21 protein-coding genes and 1 riboswitch are annotated in these 17,271 nt (G+C 63.9%); of the genes, 11 read left to right on the forward strand and 10 right to left on the reverse strand.

From position 1 onward, the window contains the following. Positions 1-224: 224 nt before the first annotated feature. Entirely contained in the window at positions 225-1,283 is a 1,059-nt protein-coding gene (locus ACVWZ4_RS01825; RefSeq protein WP_456702294.1) for a methyltransferase domain-containing protein, read from the forward strand. Between the two features lie 29 nt (positions 1,284-1,312). Here ACVWZ4_RS01825 and ACVWZ4_RS01830 read toward each other — a convergent pair whose 3' ends face one another. Beyond that, complete coding sequence (locus ACVWZ4_RS01830; RefSeq protein ID WP_456739733.1) at positions 1,313-1,678, reverse strand: VOC family protein; 366 nt, start codon at positions 1,676-1,678, stop codon at positions 1,313-1,315. 269 nt (positions 1,679-1,947) lie between these two features. Beyond that, a complete protein-coding gene (locus tag ACVWZ4_RS01835; protein WP_456702293.1) occupies positions 1,948-2,820 on the reverse strand; it encodes a DUF1194 domain-containing protein in 873 nt (290 codons plus the stop codon). A gap of 251 nt (positions 2,821-3,071) precedes the next feature. Then, positions 3,072-3,150: riboswitch (Fluoride riboswitch) on the forward strand. 98 nt (positions 3,151-3,248) lie between these two features. On the opposite strand from ACVWZ4_RS01835, the gene ACVWZ4_RS01840 reads away from it, so the two are divergent. Genes ACVWZ4_RS01840 through clpS form a run of 5 tightly spaced genes read left to right on the forward strand, consistent with a single transcriptional unit; the run spans position 3,249 to position 5,989 of the window. Continuing rightward, positions 3,249-4,457 carry an MFS transporter gene (locus ACVWZ4_RS01840; RefSeq protein WP_456737975.1) on the forward strand — a complete coding sequence of 403 codons (1,209 nt, stop codon included), beginning with the start codon at positions 3,249-3,251 and terminating at the stop codon, positions 4,455-4,457. Positions 4,458-4,473: 16 nt separating this feature from the next. Next, positions 4,474-4,863, forward strand: coding sequence for a fluoride efflux transporter CrcB (gene crcB / locus ACVWZ4_RS01845; RefSeq protein WP_456702292.1), 390 nt, complete (start codon positions 4,474-4,476; stop codon positions 4,861-4,863). 6 nt (positions 4,864-4,869) lie between these two features. After that, positions 4,870-5,295, forward strand: coding sequence for a fluoride efflux transporter CrcB (gene crcB, locus ACVWZ4_RS01850; RefSeq protein WP_456702291.1), 426 nt, complete (start codon positions 4,870-4,872; stop codon positions 5,293-5,295). A gap of 2 nt (positions 5,296-5,297) precedes the next feature. After that, positions 5,298-5,639 carry a DUF190 domain-containing protein gene (locus tag ACVWZ4_RS01855; RefSeq protein WP_456702290.1) on the forward strand — a complete coding sequence of 114 codons (342 nt, stop codon included), beginning with the start codon at positions 5,298-5,300 and terminating at the stop codon, positions 5,637-5,639. A gap of 44 nt (positions 5,640-5,683) precedes the next feature. After that, complete coding sequence (gene clpS / locus ACVWZ4_RS01860; RefSeq protein ID WP_354086251.1) at positions 5,684-5,989, forward strand: ATP-dependent Clp protease adapter ClpS; 306 nt, start codon at positions 5,684-5,686, stop codon at positions 5,987-5,989. A gap of 69 nt (positions 5,990-6,058) precedes the next feature. On the opposite strand, the gene aroC is transcribed toward clpS, so the two are convergent. The 3 genes from aroC to fabI form a co-directional block, all read right to left on the reverse strand. Beyond that, positions 6,059-7,147 (reverse strand): chorismate synthase, encoded by a 1,089-nt coding sequence (aroC, locus tag ACVWZ4_RS01865; RefSeq protein WP_456702289.1) that lies wholly within the window; start codon positions 7,145-7,147, stop codon positions 6,059-6,061. Between the two features lie 66 nt (positions 7,148-7,213). Next, positions 7,214-7,834, reverse strand: a complete 621-nt coding sequence (locus ACVWZ4_RS01870) for a histidine phosphatase family protein (protein ID WP_456702288.1) — start codon at positions 7,832-7,834, stop codon at positions 7,214-7,216. 12 nt (positions 7,835-7,846) lie between these two features. Further along, entirely contained in the window at positions 7,847-8,668 is an 822-nt protein-coding gene (fabI, locus tag ACVWZ4_RS01875) for an enoyl-ACP reductase FabI (RefSeq protein ID WP_456737973.1), read from the reverse strand. A 173-nt stretch (positions 8,669-8,841) separates the two neighbouring features. Here fabI and ACVWZ4_RS01880 point away from each other — a divergent pair, with 173 nt between their 5' ends. Then, the gene (locus ACVWZ4_RS01880) at positions 8,842-9,330 is read left to right on the forward strand and encodes a sigma-70 family RNA polymerase sigma factor (protein WP_092227756.1); all 489 of its coding nucleotides are present in this window, start codon (positions 8,842-8,844) and stop codon (positions 9,328-9,330) included. A 106-nt stretch (positions 9,331-9,436) separates the two neighbouring features. Then, the gene (locus ACVWZ4_RS01885; protein WP_456702286.1) at positions 9,437-10,207 is read left to right on the forward strand and encodes an anti-sigma factor family protein; all 771 of its coding nucleotides are present in this window, start codon (positions 9,437-9,439) and stop codon (positions 10,205-10,207) included. 311 nt (positions 10,208-10,518) lie between these two features. Here ACVWZ4_RS01885 and ACVWZ4_RS01890 read toward each other — a convergent pair whose 3' ends face one another. Then, on the reverse strand, positions 10,519-11,478 hold the full coding sequence (locus tag ACVWZ4_RS01890; protein ID WP_456737972.1) for a DnaJ C-terminal domain-containing protein: 960 nt from the start codon (positions 11,476-11,478) through the stop codon (positions 10,519-10,521). Between the two features lie 109 nt (positions 11,479-11,587). Further along, positions 11,588-11,995, reverse strand: coding sequence for an RT0821/Lpp0805 family surface protein (locus ACVWZ4_RS01895; RefSeq protein ID WP_456702284.1), 408 nt, complete (start codon positions 11,993-11,995; stop codon positions 11,588-11,590). 113 nt (positions 11,996-12,108) lie between these two features. Between ACVWZ4_RS01895 and pdxH the strand changes: the two genes are divergently transcribed. Next, positions 12,109-12,750 (forward strand): pyridoxamine 5'-phosphate oxidase, encoded by a 642-nt coding sequence (gene pdxH / locus ACVWZ4_RS01900; RefSeq protein ID WP_456702283.1) that lies wholly within the window; start codon positions 12,109-12,111, stop codon positions 12,748-12,750. A 51-nt stretch (positions 12,751-12,801) separates the two neighbouring features. Further along, a complete protein-coding gene (locus tag ACVWZ4_RS01905; protein ID WP_456739734.1) occupies positions 12,802-13,554 on the forward strand; it encodes an SDR family NAD(P)-dependent oxidoreductase in 753 nt (250 codons plus the stop codon). A 165-nt stretch (positions 13,555-13,719) separates the two neighbouring features. On the opposite strand, the gene ACVWZ4_RS01910 is transcribed toward ACVWZ4_RS01905, so the two are convergent. Continuing rightward, complete coding sequence (locus ACVWZ4_RS01910; protein WP_456739735.1) at positions 13,720-13,938, reverse strand: hypothetical protein; 219 nt, start codon at positions 13,936-13,938, stop codon at positions 13,720-13,722. A 203-nt stretch (positions 13,939-14,141) separates the two neighbouring features. Beyond that, positions 14,142-15,119 (reverse strand): magnesium transporter CorA family protein, encoded by a 978-nt coding sequence (locus tag ACVWZ4_RS01915; RefSeq protein ID WP_456739736.1) that lies wholly within the window; start codon positions 15,117-15,119, stop codon positions 14,142-14,144. A gap of 338 nt (positions 15,120-15,457) precedes the next feature. Here ACVWZ4_RS01915 and ACVWZ4_RS01920 point away from each other — a divergent pair, with 338 nt between their 5' ends. Next, complete coding sequence (locus tag ACVWZ4_RS01920; RefSeq protein ID WP_456702279.1) at positions 15,458-16,138, forward strand: L,D-transpeptidase; 681 nt, start codon at positions 15,458-15,460, stop codon at positions 16,136-16,138. A gap of 37 nt (positions 16,139-16,175) precedes the next feature. On the opposite strand, the gene ACVWZ4_RS01925 is transcribed toward ACVWZ4_RS01920, so the two are convergent. After that, on the reverse strand, positions 16,176-17,255 hold the full coding sequence (locus ACVWZ4_RS01925) for an extensin family protein (RefSeq protein ID WP_456739737.1): 1,080 nt from the start codon (positions 17,253-17,255) through the stop codon (positions 16,176-16,178). Between the last annotated feature and the right edge of the window lie 16 nt (positions 17,256-17,271).

Below are 17,271 nucleotides of genomic sequence, written 5' to 3' on the forward strand. Positions count from 1 at the left end.
ATACTCTCAGCCCCGTGCGAATGCCAGCGTTTGCGATCATGCCGATCACGCCTCAGGTTCCGGATCGGTTCTTGCTGGGGGCTTGAACCTCCTTCCGGGCCGGACTGACACATCGAAAGGACGTGCAAGCTGAGGCCGGCTTTGACCGCAGAGGGCCTGGCACAGTCCGACCACGCGCAATTGCGCAGACCTTTGAAAATGCCTGACATTGCATGGAGGCTGTCATGGAGGTCAATTCCGACAGGTTGAATGCCTTTATGGGCAAGATGGTCACCGAATTCGGTGCGGCGATGAACGCATCGCTGGTTCTGCTCGGGGACAAGCTTGGCCTGTACCGCACTCTCGCCGCCAAGGGGCCGATGAGTTCGGCCGAACTCGCGAGCGCCACCGGAACGACGGAGCGCTATGTTCGCGAATGGCTGTCGAGCCAGGCGGCATCCGGCTACATCGAATACGATTCCGGATCGCGAAAGTTCTCGATGCTGCCCGAGCAGGCGATGGCGCTCGCCGACGAGGACAGTCCGGTCTTCCTCGGCGCCTTCGGCAACCTCATTGCTTCGACATTTCTCGACGAGCCGAAGATCTCGGATGCATTCAAGAGCGGCAAGGGCGTCGGATGGAACCGCCGCAGCGAATGCCTGTTCTGCGGCACCGCCCGCTTCTTCCGCACCGGCTACATGCATCACCTCGTGCAGGAGTGGCTGCCCGCGCTCGACGGCGTCGTCGACAAGCTGAAGCGCGGCGCCAAGGTCGCCGATGTCGGCTGCGGGCACGGCGTCTCGACGAGATTGATGGCGGAGGCTTTCCCGAACTCCCGCTTCTACGGCTTCGACTACCACGAGGGCTCGATCGAGGCGGCACGCAAGGCGGCAAGCGAGGCCAAGCTCGGTGATCGAGTCAGCTTTGCCGTTCATTCGGCCAAGACCTATCCCGCCGAGGGCTACGATCTCGTCTGCTTCTTCGACTGCCTGCACGACATGGGCGATCCCGTCGGCGCCATCAGCCATGTGCGCCAAACGATGGCGAAGGACGGCACCTGCATGCTGGTCGAGCCGTTCGCGGGCGACCGTCTCGAGGACAACCTCAACCCGGTCGGGCGCGTCTATTACGCGGCGTCGACGATGATCTGCACGCCGGCCTCGCTCGATCAGGAGGTGGGCCTCGCACTCGGCGCGCAAGCCGGCGAAGCGAGGCTGCGCAAGGTCGCCAGCGAAGGCGGCCTGTCGCGCTTCCGCCGCGCCGCGGAGACACCGTTCAACCTGATCCTGGAAGCACGGATCTGATCCCCACCGGACGCCGCGGTCTGACCATGTCAGGCGGCGGCGCCCGTCGCCATCCCAAATGTGACCCGGTTGCCGTCGGCATCGACCGCGTCGAAGTCGCGCATCCCATAATCGCGATCCTGCGGTTGGCTGATCAGCTTGGCGCCGCGTCCAGACAACTCGGTGTAAAGCCGGTCCACGTCCCGGACGAAGATGCAGAGGCCGCCGTGCCCGGGCAAACGTTTCGTTGCCGCAGCCGCGAGCAAATGCAGGGCCACCTCGTCGCGGCACAGGCAACTGTAGGACAAGGGCGCGCCATATTCGAAGGTGACCTGAAAGCCGAGCACATCACGGTAATAAGCGAGACTCGCTTCGATGTCGGAGACGACGAAGACTGTCGCGGCGCCGACCATCATAGCAGGCTCGTTCGTCATGAAATTCTCCATCTCGCAAGCGTTCTCGTTTTGACACCATGATAGATATCATGGGCCTGATCGGCTCATAAGTTCTGGTCTCGATGACACTGATCGCGAAGCAAGCGGAAGCACGGAAACGACAGCGTGCCGCCGCTGGCGGCGAGATAGTCGAACCCACACCGCCCATGCCGCCGTGGATCGTCGACGCCGCGTGGCTTTCGGTTGACGGACACAGGCACGATGAGGCGAATCGTCCTATCGGGATGGCCTCAGCGACCCGAGCGGTCCGACCAGATCTTCTCGCCGATCAAGCAGCTGACGCGCGGCTCCTTGTCCGCGACGCGCATCACCGGTCTCTCGGGCATGCGGCCGGCAACCTCCATCAGCAGCTTGGTGCGGATCGCCTCCTTGAACTTCTCGCGATCCTTGATCGGAATCACGAAGGAGCCGGGACCGCCGATGACGCAATCCTCGTAGTAGTAATCGAGATTGTCGATATCCATGGTCGAATAGGACGGCTCCTTCACCATGATCGGCAGACCGTTGATGATGATGCCCTTCTCGATCGCGAGATCGCGTGCGACGGTGACCGGACCACCACTGTTGTTGGGGCCATCGCCTGAAATGTCGATGACGCGGCGGAGCCCGTGATAGGGATCCTCGTCGAACAGCGGCATCGCAAATCCGATCGCACCTGATATCGAGGTGCGCGAGGCGCGGCGGATCGGCGTCTTCAAGATCTCACCGGCAACCGCGTCCGCGCTCTCCGGCCCGTCGATGAGCCGCCAGGGGATGATGATCTTCTGGTCGCTGGATGCGGCCCATTCGAAATAGGTCACCGCGATCCTGCCGGTGGGCCCGGCCTTCAGCGCCTGCAAGAATTCCTTGGACTGGATCGCCTGCGCGTAACCCTCGCGCTGGACCGCAAGCTCATCCATGTCCATGGAGTAGGAGACGTCGACCGCGAGGATCAGCTCGATATCGACCGCTTGCGCATCACGGTCGGCCGCCTGTCGCGGCTGTATTGGCGGTTCGAATTTCGGCGGTTCAAGTTTGGGACTTGGTGCCGCGACGCCCGCGACGTCCCCTCCGGCAAGCATGCCGGCCACCAGCACAGCCCCGATCGAGAACAGCAACCGCATCGCAGTCTCCCGTCGTATGACGCGATGGTGACATGCAAACGCCTTGCCGCAAAGCGCGAAGATCGCCCTTGCTTCACATTCGAGTGCATCACTGCCGCACGTTGCCCGTCGTTTGGCCATAGCGATGACGCGGAAATATGCGGGCAAAACACGAGCACCGTCATTGCCCGCGATACGCCGCATCGATCCGAACGACATGCGGAGACAGATCCCCCGCCATTTATTCCCCGCCAATTCCATGCTACGTTGACGACACAGATGGGGATGGAGTCCCCCGATAACCGCCCGGCGGTCGAATGACTGTGATGGGCTGATGACTCCTGCTCGAGGTGAGGCCATCGGCCTCTCTTTGGCGGGAGCATGGACAAACCCGCAGCTGGCGGGTTTTTTGTTGCCTGAAAGCGTAGGCGAAGGAGAAGTCTGCGAACGTGACGACCACATCGAATGCTGCGCGCGCGGGGCTGCCCAGAGCAATCTGGGTGCTCGGCCTCGTCTCGATGCTGATGGACATCTCTTCCGAGATGATCCACGCGCTGCTGCCGGTCTATCTCGTCACCGTGCTCGGGGCCTCCACCCTCGCCGTCGGCTTCATCGAGGGCGTCGCGGAGGCGACCGCCTCGATCACGAAGATCTTCTCCGGAGCGCTGTCGGACCGGCTGGGCCGCCGCAAGCTGCTCGCCGCGCTCGGCTACGGACTGGCCGCGGCGACGAAGCCGCTGTTCCCGCTGGCCCCCAGCGTCGGCTGGCTGGTCGCGGCGCGTTTCATCGATCGCGTCGGCAAAGGCATTCGTGGCGCACCCCGCGATGCGCTGATCGCCGATATATCCCCTGCCGGCCTGCGCGGCGCGAGCTTCGGCCTGCGACAGTCGCTCGACACGATCGGGGCCTTCATTGGGCCGCTCGCCGCGATCGGCCTGATGTGGTGGACGTCGGATCATTTTGCGACCGTGTTCTGGGTGGCCGTGCTGCCCGCGTTCCTGTCCTTCGGACTGATCGCGTTCGCCGTGAGCGAGCCGGAGCCGGACGCGGACCGAGAGCCTGCGAAGAACCCGCTCAACACCGCCGCGATGCGGCAACTCGGGCCCGTCTACTGGCGCGTCGTCGCGGTGGGCGTCGTCTTCACGCTCGCTCGTTTCAGCGAAGCCTTCCTGATCCTGCGCGCGCAGAACATCGGCCTCAATGCGATGTGGGTGCCGGCGGTGCTGGTGCTGATGAACGTCACCTACGCGCTCTCGGCCTATCCGGCGGGCGTGCTGTCGGACCGCATCAACCGGACCGCCCTGCTCGCGCTAGGCCTCGTCTGTCTTGCCGGCGCCGACCTCGCGCTGGCGCTGCTGCCTCATCTCCCCGGCCTCGCCCTCGGCGTCATCCTGTGGGGCCTGCACATGGGACTGACGCAGGGCTTGCTCTCGGCACTCGTCGCCGATACTGCACCGTCGGCGCTGCGCGGCACCGCGTTCGGCTATTTCAATCTGTCCACTGGCCTTGCAATGCTGGCCGCGAGCGTGATCGCCGGCGCGCTATGGGATGCCTTTGGTCCGGCGGGCACGTTTCTCGCCGGGCTCGGCTTCGTGCTGGCGGCATTGGCGGGACTGCTTACCGTCGGCAACGGGCTGGCGATGGAGAACAAGTCATGACGGGAGACCATTCATCGTGCTGAGCGGGGTGATCGCCATCGTGATCGGCAGCGTGCTGGGCGGCTGCGCCCGCTATTTCGTCTCCGGCGCGATCGCGCGGCGGCTGGGCGAGACGTTTCCCTGGGGTACCATGACGATCAATGTCAGCGGCGCCTTCCTGATCGGTATTTTCGGCGCGCTGGCGACACATCCCGGCTCTGTATTCGCCTCGCCCAATCCGTGGCTGTTCGCGGTAACCGGCTTCCTCGGCTGCTACACCACGGTATCCTCGTTCAGCCTGCAGACGCTGACCCTGGCGCGCAACGGCGAGCCGCTTCACGCGCTCGGCAATGTCGTATTCTCCGTTGGACTGTGCCTCGCGGCGGTGAGCTGCGGTTTCCTCCTTGCAGACAGTCTCGGGGGATAGAGGCAAATGAAGCCCTCCTCCGCCGACCGCTGGCGTACCGCAATCCTCTATGCCTGGGTCTCTGCCGGCAGTATCGTCGGCGGGCTGACGCGCTATCTGGTCGGGCTTGCCCTCGATACCGGCCCCGGCTTCCCATTCGCGACGCTGTTCATCAACGCGACGGGCTCGCTCGTCATCGGGTTCTACGCGACGCTGACCGGCCCCGACGGCCGCGTGCTGGCAAGGCCGGAGCACCGGCAGTTCGTGATGACCGGCTTCTGCGGTGGCTACACCACCTTCTCGACCTTCAGCCTCGAGACCTTCCGCCTATTCCATGGCGGCATGAAATATACTGCCCTCGCCTATATCGCCGCGTCCGTCGTCTGCTGGCTGGTGTCGGTATGGGCGGGGCATATGATGGCCAACCGCTACAATCGCTTGACGAGGAGCTGACCATGCAAATCCCCAATCAGGCTCTTTCGCTCCGGATCTTCATCGGCGAGAGCGACCATTACGGCGGCAGGCCGCTCTATGAAGCCATCGTGACAACGGCGCGCGAGCGGCATCTCGCCGGTGCCACCGTGCTGCGCGGTCCCATGGGCTTCGGCAAGTCGAGCCGGCTTCACACCTCGAAAATCCTGCGGCTCTCGGAGGATCTGCCGCTCCTGATCGAGATCGTGGACAGCGAAGACAACATCAACGCATTCCTGCCCATCCTGGATGGCATGATGTCGAGCGGGCTGATCACCTTGGAGAAGGTGAAGGTCCTGCAATATGGTACGAGGGCCGTGAGCTGATCGCTTCGGCCCGGAACCGAGCCCCGCCGTATCAAGGAGGCGGAATGAACGACACCGTCACCACACCCAAGACGCGGACCAGGACCAAGGTCGAGCGGCCGAAGCTGCACAAGGTCATCCTGATCAACGACGACTACACGCCGCGTGAGTTCGTCACGATGATCCTCAAGGCGGAATTCCGCATGACCGAGGACCAAGCCTACAAGGTCATGATCACCGCGCACAAGCTAGGGGCCTGCGTCGTCGCCGTGTTCACCAGGGACGTCGCCGAGACCAAGGCCACCCGCGCCACCGACGCCGCCCGCACCAAAGGCTATCCGCTGTTGTTCACGACGGAGCCGGAGGAATAGCCGCACCTCTCAAGACGCTGAGGGGTCGTTGCTCCGGCCGGAGCTTTCAATGACATGGCGGATCATGCGCTACCGCCCGATCTGCCCGCGGTCCCGCAAAAAGTGGTCGGCCAGCACGCAGGCCATCATGGCTTCGCCGACGGGGACCGCGCGGATGCCGACGCAGGGGTCGTGACGGCCCTTGGTGAAGATCTCGGTATCGGCGCCCTTGCGATCGACGGTGAGGCGCGGCTGCAGGATCGACGAGGTCGGCTTCACCGCGAAACGCACCACGATCGGCTGTCCCGTGGAGATGCCGCCCAGAACGCCGCCGGCGTGATTGGACAGGAAGCGCGTGCCGTCATTGCCGGTGCGCATCTCGTCGGCGTTCTCTTCGCCGGTGAGCTCGGCGGCGCCAAAGCCGGCGCCGATCTCGACGCCCTTCACCGCGTTGATGGACATCATCGCGCCCGCCAGATCGGAATCGAGCTTCGCATAGATCGGCGCGCCAAGTCCTGCCGGCACCCCCTCGGCGACGATCTCGAGCACCGCGCCGATCGAGGAACCGCTCTTGCGGATGCCGTCGAGATAGGTCTCGAAGAAAGCCGCCTTGTCCTTGTCAGGACAGAAGAAAGGATTGTTCGCAATCTCGTCCCAGTCCCACTTCGCGCGGTCGATCTTGTGCGGGCCGATCTGCACCAGTGCACCGCGCACCTTCACATCGGGCAGCACCTTTCGCGCGATCGCACCGGCCGCGACGCGCATCGCCGTCTCGCGCGCCGAGGAACGACCGCCGCCGCGAAAGTCGCGCAGGCCGTACTTCGCCTCATAGGTGAAGTCGGCGTGACCGGGGCGAAACTTGTCCTTGATCTCCGAATAGTCCTTCGAGCGCTGGTCGGTGTTCTCGATCAGAAGCCCGATCGGCGTGCCCGTGGTCACCTGCACCCCGGTCTCCGGATGCGCCATCACGCCAGACAGGATCTTGACCTGGTCCGGCTCCTGGCGTTGGGTCGTGAAGCGCGACTGGCCCGGCTTGCGGCGATCAAGGTCCCGCTGAATGTCGGCCTCGGTGAGCGGGATCATCGGCGGGCAGCCGTCGACCACGCAGCCAATCGCCACGCCATGGCTCTCGCCAAAGGTGGTGACGCGGAACATGTGGCCGAAGGTGTTGAAGGACATTGCTGCTCGCTGGCTCGTAAGTCAGTTCTGATTTGTGGTAGCGCCGGGAAACACGGCGTTCAACCCCTAGCATGACGGCCAATTGACCTGGCTGAACTTCTCCAGCCGGCCGTCACGGAACACGTAGACGACGCCCTGCTCGATGTAGAGCTCGGCGGCGCTGGCCGGCGTCTCGAGGCCGAGCGAGACCATCAGGGCCCGGCAGGTGCCGCCATGGGCGACCGCGACGGTGTCGGTCCGGATTTCGTCGTACCAGGCGCGGACGCGGACCTGGACGTCGGCATAGGTCTCCGCCCCCGCAGGACCCACCGTCCATTTATCGGCCAGACGTCTCGCGTAGATCTCGGGATCCTTCGCTTCGCTCTCGGCGAGCGTCAGCCCTTCCCAGACGCCGTAGCCGATCTCGCGCAGGCGATCGTCCAGCATATAATCGGTCGCTGGCAATTCGAGCTTGCTGCGCGCGAGCTCCATGGTTTGGCGCGCACGGCCGAGCGGGCTCGACACATAGCGCAGCGCCGCCTTGTCGCGGCCGTCGCGCTCGAGGAGATCGGCCAGAATGACGCCTGCCTGCAAGGCCTGGCCGCGGCCGCGCGCGTTCAGCGGAACGTCCCTGGTGCCCTGGAGCCGTCCGAGCGCATTCCACTCGGTCTCGCCGTGGCGAAGATAATAGATCGTGGGCACGGGCATTGCCGGTGGCGGTCAGTCCTTGCCGCCGAGCGAGACATCAGGCGCGTCGGGCCGCTTCATGCCGAGCACGTGGTAGCCGGCATCGACGTGATGCACTTCGCCGGTGACGCCGCGCGACAGGTCGGACAAGAAATACAGCGAACTGTCACCGACCTCCTCGATCGTCACGTTGCGGCGCAGCGGCGCGTTCACCTCGTTGTATCTGAGCAGAAGGCGTGAATCCGCGATGCCGGCGAATGCCAGCGTCTTGATCGGGCCCGCCGAGATCGCGTTGACGCGGATCGCCTTCTCGCCGAGATCGGCGGCCAGATAGCGAACGCTCGCCTCCAGCGCCGCCTTGGCAACGCCCATGACGTTGTAGTTCGGCATCCACTTCTCGGAACCGTAATAGCTCAGCGTGATGATGGAGCCGCCGTCGGGCATCAGCTTCTCGGCACGCTGCGCCACCGCAGTCAGCGAGTAGCAGGAGATCAGCATCGACTTGGAGAAATTGTCGGCGGTGGTGTCGACGTAGCGGCCCTCGAGCTGATCCTTGTCGGCGAACGCGATCGCGTGCACGACGAAATCGATCTTGCCCCATTTCTCCTTCACCACGTCGAACACCGCATCGATGGTCGCGGCATCGGTGACGTCGCAATGGCCGAGCATGAGCGCGCCGAGCTCGGCGGCGAGCGGCTCGACGCGCTTCTTCAGCGCATCGCCCTGATAGGTGAGCGCGATCTCGGCGCCGGCCGCCTGGCATGCCTTGGCGATGCCCCAGGCGATCGAGCGGTTGTTGGCAACGCCGAGGATGACCCCGCGCTTGCCCTGCATCAGACCTGAATTCTGCGCCATTTCTTCATGTCCCGTCGAGCTGGATCGAGGTTTGGAGGTACACCAGCCCTCCCCTGCGGTACAGTCCTAATACGCGGCGTTAACGCTGTTTCCAGCGCCGGAATAGGCGTTCCGTTCGGGTGTTATGATCGCTATGGGCGCTCGCGCCTGATGTGAAGGACGTCATCAAGGCAATGAGTGCGTTTCGCCAGAGCGTGGAAGCCATGATCCCGGCGTTGCGCCGCTACGCCCGCGCGCTCACGCGCGACGCGGATGCGGCCGACGATCTGGTGCAGGACACGCTGGTGCGCGCATTGCGCTCGGAGCGATTGTTTCTCGGAGGCGACGTCAGGAGCTGGCTCTACACGATCCTGACCAACCTCAACAAGAACCGGCGGCGCTCGCTGGCAAGGCGCCCGCAATTCATGCAGCTGACGGAGAACAATCCGGATGCCAGCGGGACGGAGGCCGAAGGACGCGATATCGAACGGGCACTCTCGACGCTGGTCGAGGAGCAACGCTCGGTGCTGCTGCTGGTGATGCTGGAAGGCATGAGCTACCGAGAGGTCGCCGACATCCAGGCCGTGCCGATCGGCACGGTCATGTCGCGCCTGGCGCGCGCCCGCGCCCACGTCAAAGCCTCTCTGGAGGGTGAGCGCCCCGCACTCAGGCGGGTGAAATGATGGCAGGATTGATGCGCCGCGCACGCCGCATGCGCTGCGCGAAGCGAGAAGCAGCGCAGTCGAACCGCGTGGAATATTTTGGGCCGCAGAGCCAGAGACGACCGATATGAACGACCAGAGAATTTCAGTGACCGAGGACGAACTCCACGCCTATGTCGACGGCGAACTGCCGGCCGAGCGCCGCGCAGACGTCGAGGCCTGGCTCGCCGCCCATCCCGAGGATGCCGAGCGGGTGCAGTCATGGCGCGCCATGGCCGAGATGCTGCACGCGCGCTACGACAGCGTGGCCCAGGAGCCGGTACCAGTCCGGCTTGAGCTGGAACGGCTGGAGCGCCGTCCCCGGCAATGGTTCTACCGCGCCGCAGCCGCCGTGCTCGTCGCTTTCGTCGCCGGCGGCACGGCCGGCTGGGTCGCGCATGGCGTCAAGGCCGCCCCATCGACCTTTCAGAGCTTCACGGAGGACGCGCTCGACGCTCACCGCCTGTATGTCGTGGAGGTCCGCCACCCCGTCGAGGTGCCCGGCAATGAGCGCGACCATCTCCAGGCCTGGCTGACCAAGCGGTGCGGCTGGACAGTGTTCGCACCGAACCTCGAGGCGAGCGGGTTGAAGCTCGTCGGTGGCCGGCTGCTGCCGGGGCCGAGCGGCCCGGCGTCGTTCCTGATGTATGAGGGTCCCTCCGGCGAGCGCTTTACGATCTACACCGCCAAGACCGAGAGCGGTGCCACCCAGATGCGCTATGCCAGGGAGGACAAGGACGGATCGCTGTTCTGGGCGGATCGCGGCGTCGGCTATGTCGTCACTGGCGGCACCGATCGCGATCGGCTGACCAAGGTGGCGCAGTCCGTGTACGACCAAGCCGAGAAGAACGGCGGCTAGACAACTGCGCAAGCGCAATGCCCTGATTCCGTCATCGAAAATTTGGAATCAAGACATGTATGCGTCTCATTATCGTACCGGGTGCTCACGCGATATGAGTGGCGTTCGATCCGCCGATCGACGCGGGCGGCCTCGATTGGGGTTTTTGGTACCGCGCTGGTCCCCCTCTCGAGGCCGCACCTTTTTGTCGGCGGCCCCGCCGGACAGCCGATAGGTCGAGTACATGAAGCGCTACCACGCTTCAGGCATATGATCAGCATCATGTCCCGGATGATGCCGTAGGCCTTTAGGAGAACCCCTTGGGTCGATCTCTAGCCAAGCCCGCTACGTGGATTGTAGGGGTGCTGGTTCCGCCACTTCTCCATCAATGCTTCAAGCTCGGCGTCGTTCCCGTCCGGTAGCATAATCCTGACGGTGACAAAAAGATCCCCGGTTCCGCCGGATTTCGGCAAGCCCTTACCTTTGAGGCGGAAGGTCCGGCCGCTGGAGGTATTTTTCGGGACCGACAGTTCCACCGCATTGCCGAGCGTAGGCACGCGGACCTTGGCCCCGAGGACGGCCTCGTAGAGCGTGACCGGCAGCTCGATCCTGAGATCGGCGCCCTCGACCTTGAAGAACGGGTGCGGCGCGATGCCGATGGTGATCAGGAGATCGCCGGGCGGATGGCCCTGTGCGGTCTCGCCCTGCCCCCGCAACCGGATCTGCTGACCCTCGATGACGCCGGCCGGAATCTTGACGTTCAGTTCCTTGCCATTCGGCAACCGGACGCGCTTCTCGCCGCCCTTGACCGACTCTTCCAGCGAGACGGACATCGCGACGTTGACGTCGAGATCGAGACCGATCCCGCCGGTATCGAATTCGAACTGGGCGCCGCCGGCCCCGGGCCGTGCACCGCGCATCCCGCCGCCGAACATGCTGTTGAGGATATCCTCGAACGCGCCCGCGCCCTGGCCGGGGCCCGCGCCGCCGCCACGGAAACTGTAGCTTTCGAACCCGCCGGGACCCGCACGTCCGCGCGGCCCGCCGCCCGGAAAGCCCTGGAAGCGCGGCTTGCCCTCGGCGTCGATCTCGCCGCGATCGAACTGCTTGCGCTTGTCCTCGTCGCCGATGATCTCGTTGGCCGAATTGATCTCGGAGAAGCGCTCTGCGGCCTTGGGATCACCCTTGTTACTGTCGGGATGATGCTTCTTGGCCAGCTTGCGATAGGCGCTCTTGATCGCGGCAGCGTTCGCGCTCCGCGGCACCCCCAAGACCTCATAGGGGTCGCGCATCCGTCACGTCTCCTTCAAGAAATCGAATTGTTCAAAGGGCTCGCCGCCCCACCTGCGATCAATGTGGGGTTTGAGTGGTATTTTTGCAACTAGTCAGTCGAGCCGAATCCTAGCTGCGCCACGGCTTTAGCGTATGAATCTCCCAACGGCCATGGCTGCTTTGGCAGCCCGCGCCCTCGAGCCAGCTTTCGGTGTTGCCGTTGACGTAGCTCGCCAGGAAGTCGCGGCACCTGCGACCGTCCTCGGCGGCATAGGACTGCGCGATCGGCGTCACCGAACCGCGCGCGCCGGTTTCCGGATTCTCCCAGTGCTGGCTGGCGTCCTTGTCGCCCATGCTCAGCACGTCCGATGCGGCGTTGCGGGCGAAGGCGAGATCGCTCTCGGTTGGCGGAGCATCCTTCGCCCGTCGCGAGATCGAGCCGGTGAGGTCGTTGCCGTCGGTCTTGGCGTAGGCATTGATGTCCGGACGGGACAGGCTGCAGCCGCCGGCGCCGAGCCCGACCAGAATCATCGCCATGGCGAGGCTCGAAAGCCGCATCGCCGATAGGCCAACGCGTTCCCATGCCCTATATAGGGCAGTAGCCGACAACAGCGCGCTTTGGGCCGCGGGACGCAATTCGGACTCCAGGCATGACCGACACGACCTCGATGAAACACCAGACACCCTTAACATCCGGTGATTTTACCGCCGCCGACGAGCCGTTCGCGCTGTTCGAGGCCTGGCTGAACGAGGCGATCAAGAGTGAGCCGAACGATCCCAACGCAATGGCGCTCGCAACCGTCGATCCGGAGGGCCTTCCTGACGTACGCATGGTGCTGATGAAAGGCTTCGATACCGGGGGTTTCGTCTTCTACAGCCACATCGCGAGCCAGAAGGGCCGCGAACTCGCCGCAAACCCTAAGGCAGCGTTACTGTTTCACTGGAAGTCGCTGCGCCGTCAGGTCCGCATCCGCGGCAACGTGACGCCGGTGACCGATGCCGAGGCCGACGCCTATTTCGCGACGCGCCCAAAGCAGGCACAGATCGGCGCCTGGGCCAGCAAGCAGTCGCAAGAGCTGGAGAGCCGTTTCGCCTTCGAGCAGGCCATCGCCAAGGTCGCGGCCAGGCACGTGATCGGCGAGGTGCCGCGGCCGCCGGGCTGGAGCGGCTGGCGTATTGTGCCTTCGCGCATCGAGTTCTGGCACGACCGCCCATTCCGCCTGCACGACCGCATCGAATTTCGTCGTGACGCGGCCGGCCAGAAATGGTCCAAGACACGGATGTATCCCTAGCGCCTTCTCTCGATCCTCATCTTGATCTTTGGGCCGACCTGAAAGATGTCCATGCCGCATTCGTCCAATGCGCCGCGCCGCACGCTGCTCCTGACCGGAGCGAGCCGCGGTATCGGCCACGCCACGGTGATCCGCTTCTCGTCGGCGGGCTGGCGCGTCATCACCTGCTCGCGGCATCCGTTCCCGGAGGATTGCCCGTGGGATGCAGGCCCCGAGGACCACATCCAGGTCGACCTCGGCAACCCCGCCGACACCGCTCGCGCGATCTCCGACATCCGCAGCCGGCTCGAAGGCGGCATGTTGCACGCGCTGGTCAACAACGCCGCGATCTCGCCGAAAGGTCCCGGCGGCTCAAGGCTCGGTTCCGTCGACACCGATCTCGATACCTGGACTCATGTCTTCCACGTCAACTTCTTCGCGCCAATCATGATCGCGCGCGGATTGATCGATGAATTGAAGGCGGCCAAGGGCTCGGTCGTGAACGTCACCTCGATCGCGGGCTCGCGCGTGCATCCCTTCGCGGGCGCGGCGTATGCAACCTCGAAGGCCGCGCTCGCATCGCTGACACGCGAGATGGCCTCGGACTTCGGCCGCATCGGTGTCCGCGTCAACGCGATCGCGCCGGGCGAGATCGATACCTCCATCCTGTCGCCGGGCACCGAGAAGATCGTCGACCAGCAGATTCCGATGCACCGCCTTGGTACGCCCGACGAGGTCGCCAAGATCATCTACGTGCTGTGCACGGACACCAGCTCCTACGTGAACGGCGCCGAGATCCACATCAACGGCGGCCAGCACGTCTAGGGTCCGGTCACTGCGAGCGAAGCGAAGCAATCCAGACGGCCTCAACGGAGACAGTCTGGATTGCTTCTCGCTACTCGCAATGACGAATGGTGACGTGGTCGGGGAAGCCAGGCCATCCAGAGAACGCCGCCGCAACACTGGATCGCCTGCCGTTCCTTCCGCTGCTCAATCCAGGCGAATGCGACGCGACCGGTCGCGCAACCGTGGTGCAGCTTCGTTGAATGCCGTCGAACAGTCGTCATCGCTCTCGCCATCGAGCAGCGGCGCACCACAGTGCCGGCACATGCGCGTCGACAACGACGGCGCCTTGCCGCTCGCCATGAGCTGGCGATAGCTCGTCAGATCAATGACGTTGCGGGGCGTCGTTATTCGTTTTTCAACCATGGCTGTTCCTCGCGGCTAACCGGCTGCTTATCGCAGACAAGTTTCGCGCAAACGTTCAGCCCACCGCTCAAATTTTACCGGAGGAATTGGGGCACGGCCCACACATCACGGCGCAGCCGCAATGACGATCTATTCTGCGACACCATCCGCCCTGTCTCTGCAACCGGCGTAAGGTCTCGCTCACTATTTTCGAAAGCGCACGCTCACAGCCACTTCTTCCACTTGAAGATCCAGTACGGGACGATCGCGGCAAGCACCATCAGCACCAGCGCGAACGGATAGCCGTGCGCCCATTCCAGCTCCGGCATCGACTTGAAGTTCATGCCGTAGATCGAGGCGATCAGCGTCGGGGGCATCAGGACAACAGCCATGACCGAAAACAGCTTGATGATGTTGTTCTGCTCGAGATTGACGACGCCGAGCATGGCGTCGAGCACGAAGGTGATCTTGCTGGAGAGATAGGAGGCGTGGTCGGTCAGGGAAGCGACGTCGCGCTGCATGGTCTTGAGCTGCTCGCGCATGTCCTTGGACCATTTCACGCCCTCCACGACCGCGGAGAGGAAGGTGACGACGCGGCCGATCGAGACCAGGCTCTCACGAACCTTGGAGGTCAGATCGCCCTTGCGGCCGATCGAGATCAGGATCTGCGAGTATTGCTTGGCGTGGCCGTGCCGCTCGCTCTCGGGCTCGAAGATGTCGTGGCTGACCTGGTCGATCTCCATGCCGCAGCGTTCGAGAATATCGGCGCAGCGGTCGATTACGGCATCCAGGAGCTCCATCAGCACCATCTCGCCTGTGATCGCGGGGGTGCAGGACCGCGCCAGCTTGTTTTCGACCAGGGCGAACGGCTTGGGCTGGTCGTAGCGCACCGTGACCAGGCGGTGGTCGCCGAGGATGAAGGTCACCGCCGTGGTGCGGGGCATGTCGGTATCGGAGTGGCACATCAGCGTCGCGGTCATGTAGCGCGCGCTGTTCTCGATATAGAGGCGGCTGGAGATCTCGATTTCCTGCATGTCCTCCCGGGTCGGGATCGCAATGCCCAGGAGGCGCTCCACAGCCTTGTCCTCGGCCGCGGTCGGGTTGACCAGATCAACCCACACGGCGTGATCAGGCACGGCCTCGAGATCGTCGACGACGGCCTTCTTCAGGGAGGAGTCGGAGGGAACGAACACAGAAAACATGAACAACTCCAGGAGAGCGCCTGCGACAGAATGACAGCCCCTTAGCGCGATTCTGACAAGTTCATGATGAGAAGCACATTAACGGGGCGGCTGCATTTGTGGCGACAAAGCGGCGTAACTGTGGCACGGAATCGACAGCTGTGCTTTTCGCGCCAAAAAGGCCGCCTAAAGACGCAAAACTTGCGGCAAAAAAGCCACAGGTTGGGTCTCGCAGCGCGGGATAAGCCCCTAAATGCTGGAATTGTGGCAGATTTCAAAGATAATGAAATCAACGGAGTCGAAGGCCTTGGCGCTACGCTTGAGGACCTGCGCGGTATTGTCTTGATTGGAACCAAACCATGTCGTCGCTGAAGGTTATGTTGGGAGTTTTGGCTGCCGGCTTCATGCTGTCGGGCTGCATGCAGGCCACGCATTACGAAGCCACCAACACTCAGAATTTCAAGCCGAAGGACAAGGAACTCCTTGCCAAGATCCGGTACGAGAATACGCCGGTCGCAGAGCCTTTCCGTCGTGCCATCGTTGACTACCACCGCAAGGAGTCGCCGGGCTCGATCGTGGTCGATTCCGACAACCACTACCTCTATTACGTCATGGATGGCGGCAAGGCGATCCGCTACGGCATCACCGTCGGCGAAGAGGCCATGGCCTGGTCCGGCATTGCCAAGGTCGGCAGCATGACCGAATGGCCGGCGTGGCACCCGACCCCGGGCGAGATCTCGCGCCTCGGCGTTCCGACCTACGTCGCCCCCGGTCCGGACAATCCGATGGGCTCGCGCGCGATGTACCTGTACTCGGGCGGCAAGGACACGCTGTTCCGCATTCACGGCACCAACCAGCCTGAATATATCGGCGCCTCGATCTCGTCGGGCTGCATCCGCCTGACCAACGAGGACGCGATCGACCTCTATAACCGCGTCAAGATCGGCACCATCGTCGTGGTGCTGGAGCCGAAGCACGGCGACTCGCCCTACAATTCGCGTCTCGCGCTCCAGGGCGGCGGTGTTCCGACGCCGAACTAACCTTCGGCTGATCAAAAGATTTTTGAAAAGCGCCGGTTTACCGGCGCTTTTTTGTTGTCGGCTTGCTCCTGCCGGACTCGGCTGCCGGTTTGTCCGCCGGCGCAGCAGGGTTGGTGCTGTCCCGATCGTCGGCTCCATCCTTGCTGCCCTCGGATTTTGCTGCGACCTCGCGCGGCGGGGCCTCCTCGGGGCGCTCGGTCGGCAGGAGGGGGGCAACCTGGGGCAAGGGATCCCAGACGTTCCACTGGCAGATCCGGTAGTCGTTGCGGCGCTGCGCGAGATCGAGATGGATGTGGTCCTCGTGGTACCAGTCCGAGCCGGGCCCTAGCACCGTGGAAAAACGCGAGCAGACCGAATGCAGCACGCGCTCGCGCACATCGCGCGATACGGTGCGGTCAGTCAGACCGATCGACTGCCCGTTGGCTAGTTTCAGCGAACGGACGTCGAGTGCATTGGCCTTGCCGTGCTCGGACAGCATCGCGCCGACGACGCGGTTGCGGCCGCGGCACTCGAAGCTATCGAAATTGTCGAGTTCGGTGATGGTCGAGCCGAGGCTTGTGGCCAGCGGCACCATGTCGGTACGCACCCAATCCGCGATCGCCGAGGCCATCGTGCAGCGCAGGATCGCGGCCGGCTTGACCGCGACCCTGCGCTTGTCCGGCAGCACGATCGCCTCCAGCCGCACCAGATCCACACCGCCGCAGGCGCCTGGGCCGCGGATATCGGGAATGGAAGGCGCGATCGCGATGTCTTCGGTCAGCGCCGATCGACAGGCCGACAGCTGCTTCTCGGGAGGCGGCGCAACCTCCGCCGGCTTGCTGACGGCGGGCTTGTCTGGAGAAGGCTTGTCGGGGGCCTCCGGCGCGGCCTCAGCCGCTGCCTTGGGAGCCTCCTCAGGGCGCGGTCTTGGGAGTGGTACCTTGGTGAAATGAACGGACTTATGCCGGCGTGGTGCACCAGGACCAAAGATATCGAGCAGTGCAGCATGGTTTCTCGCCTCGGCCCGATCCGCGAGCACGAGCGTGAGCCCGACCGCAGCGGTAACCATCGCCGCGCCGGCGGACATATTGCCGCGACAAGACCATTTGCGGCGAAAGTCCGGCAGGCTAAAACTCATGACAATTCTTTGGCCC

Source organism: Bradyrhizobium sp. USDA 4472 (assembly GCF_054058595.1).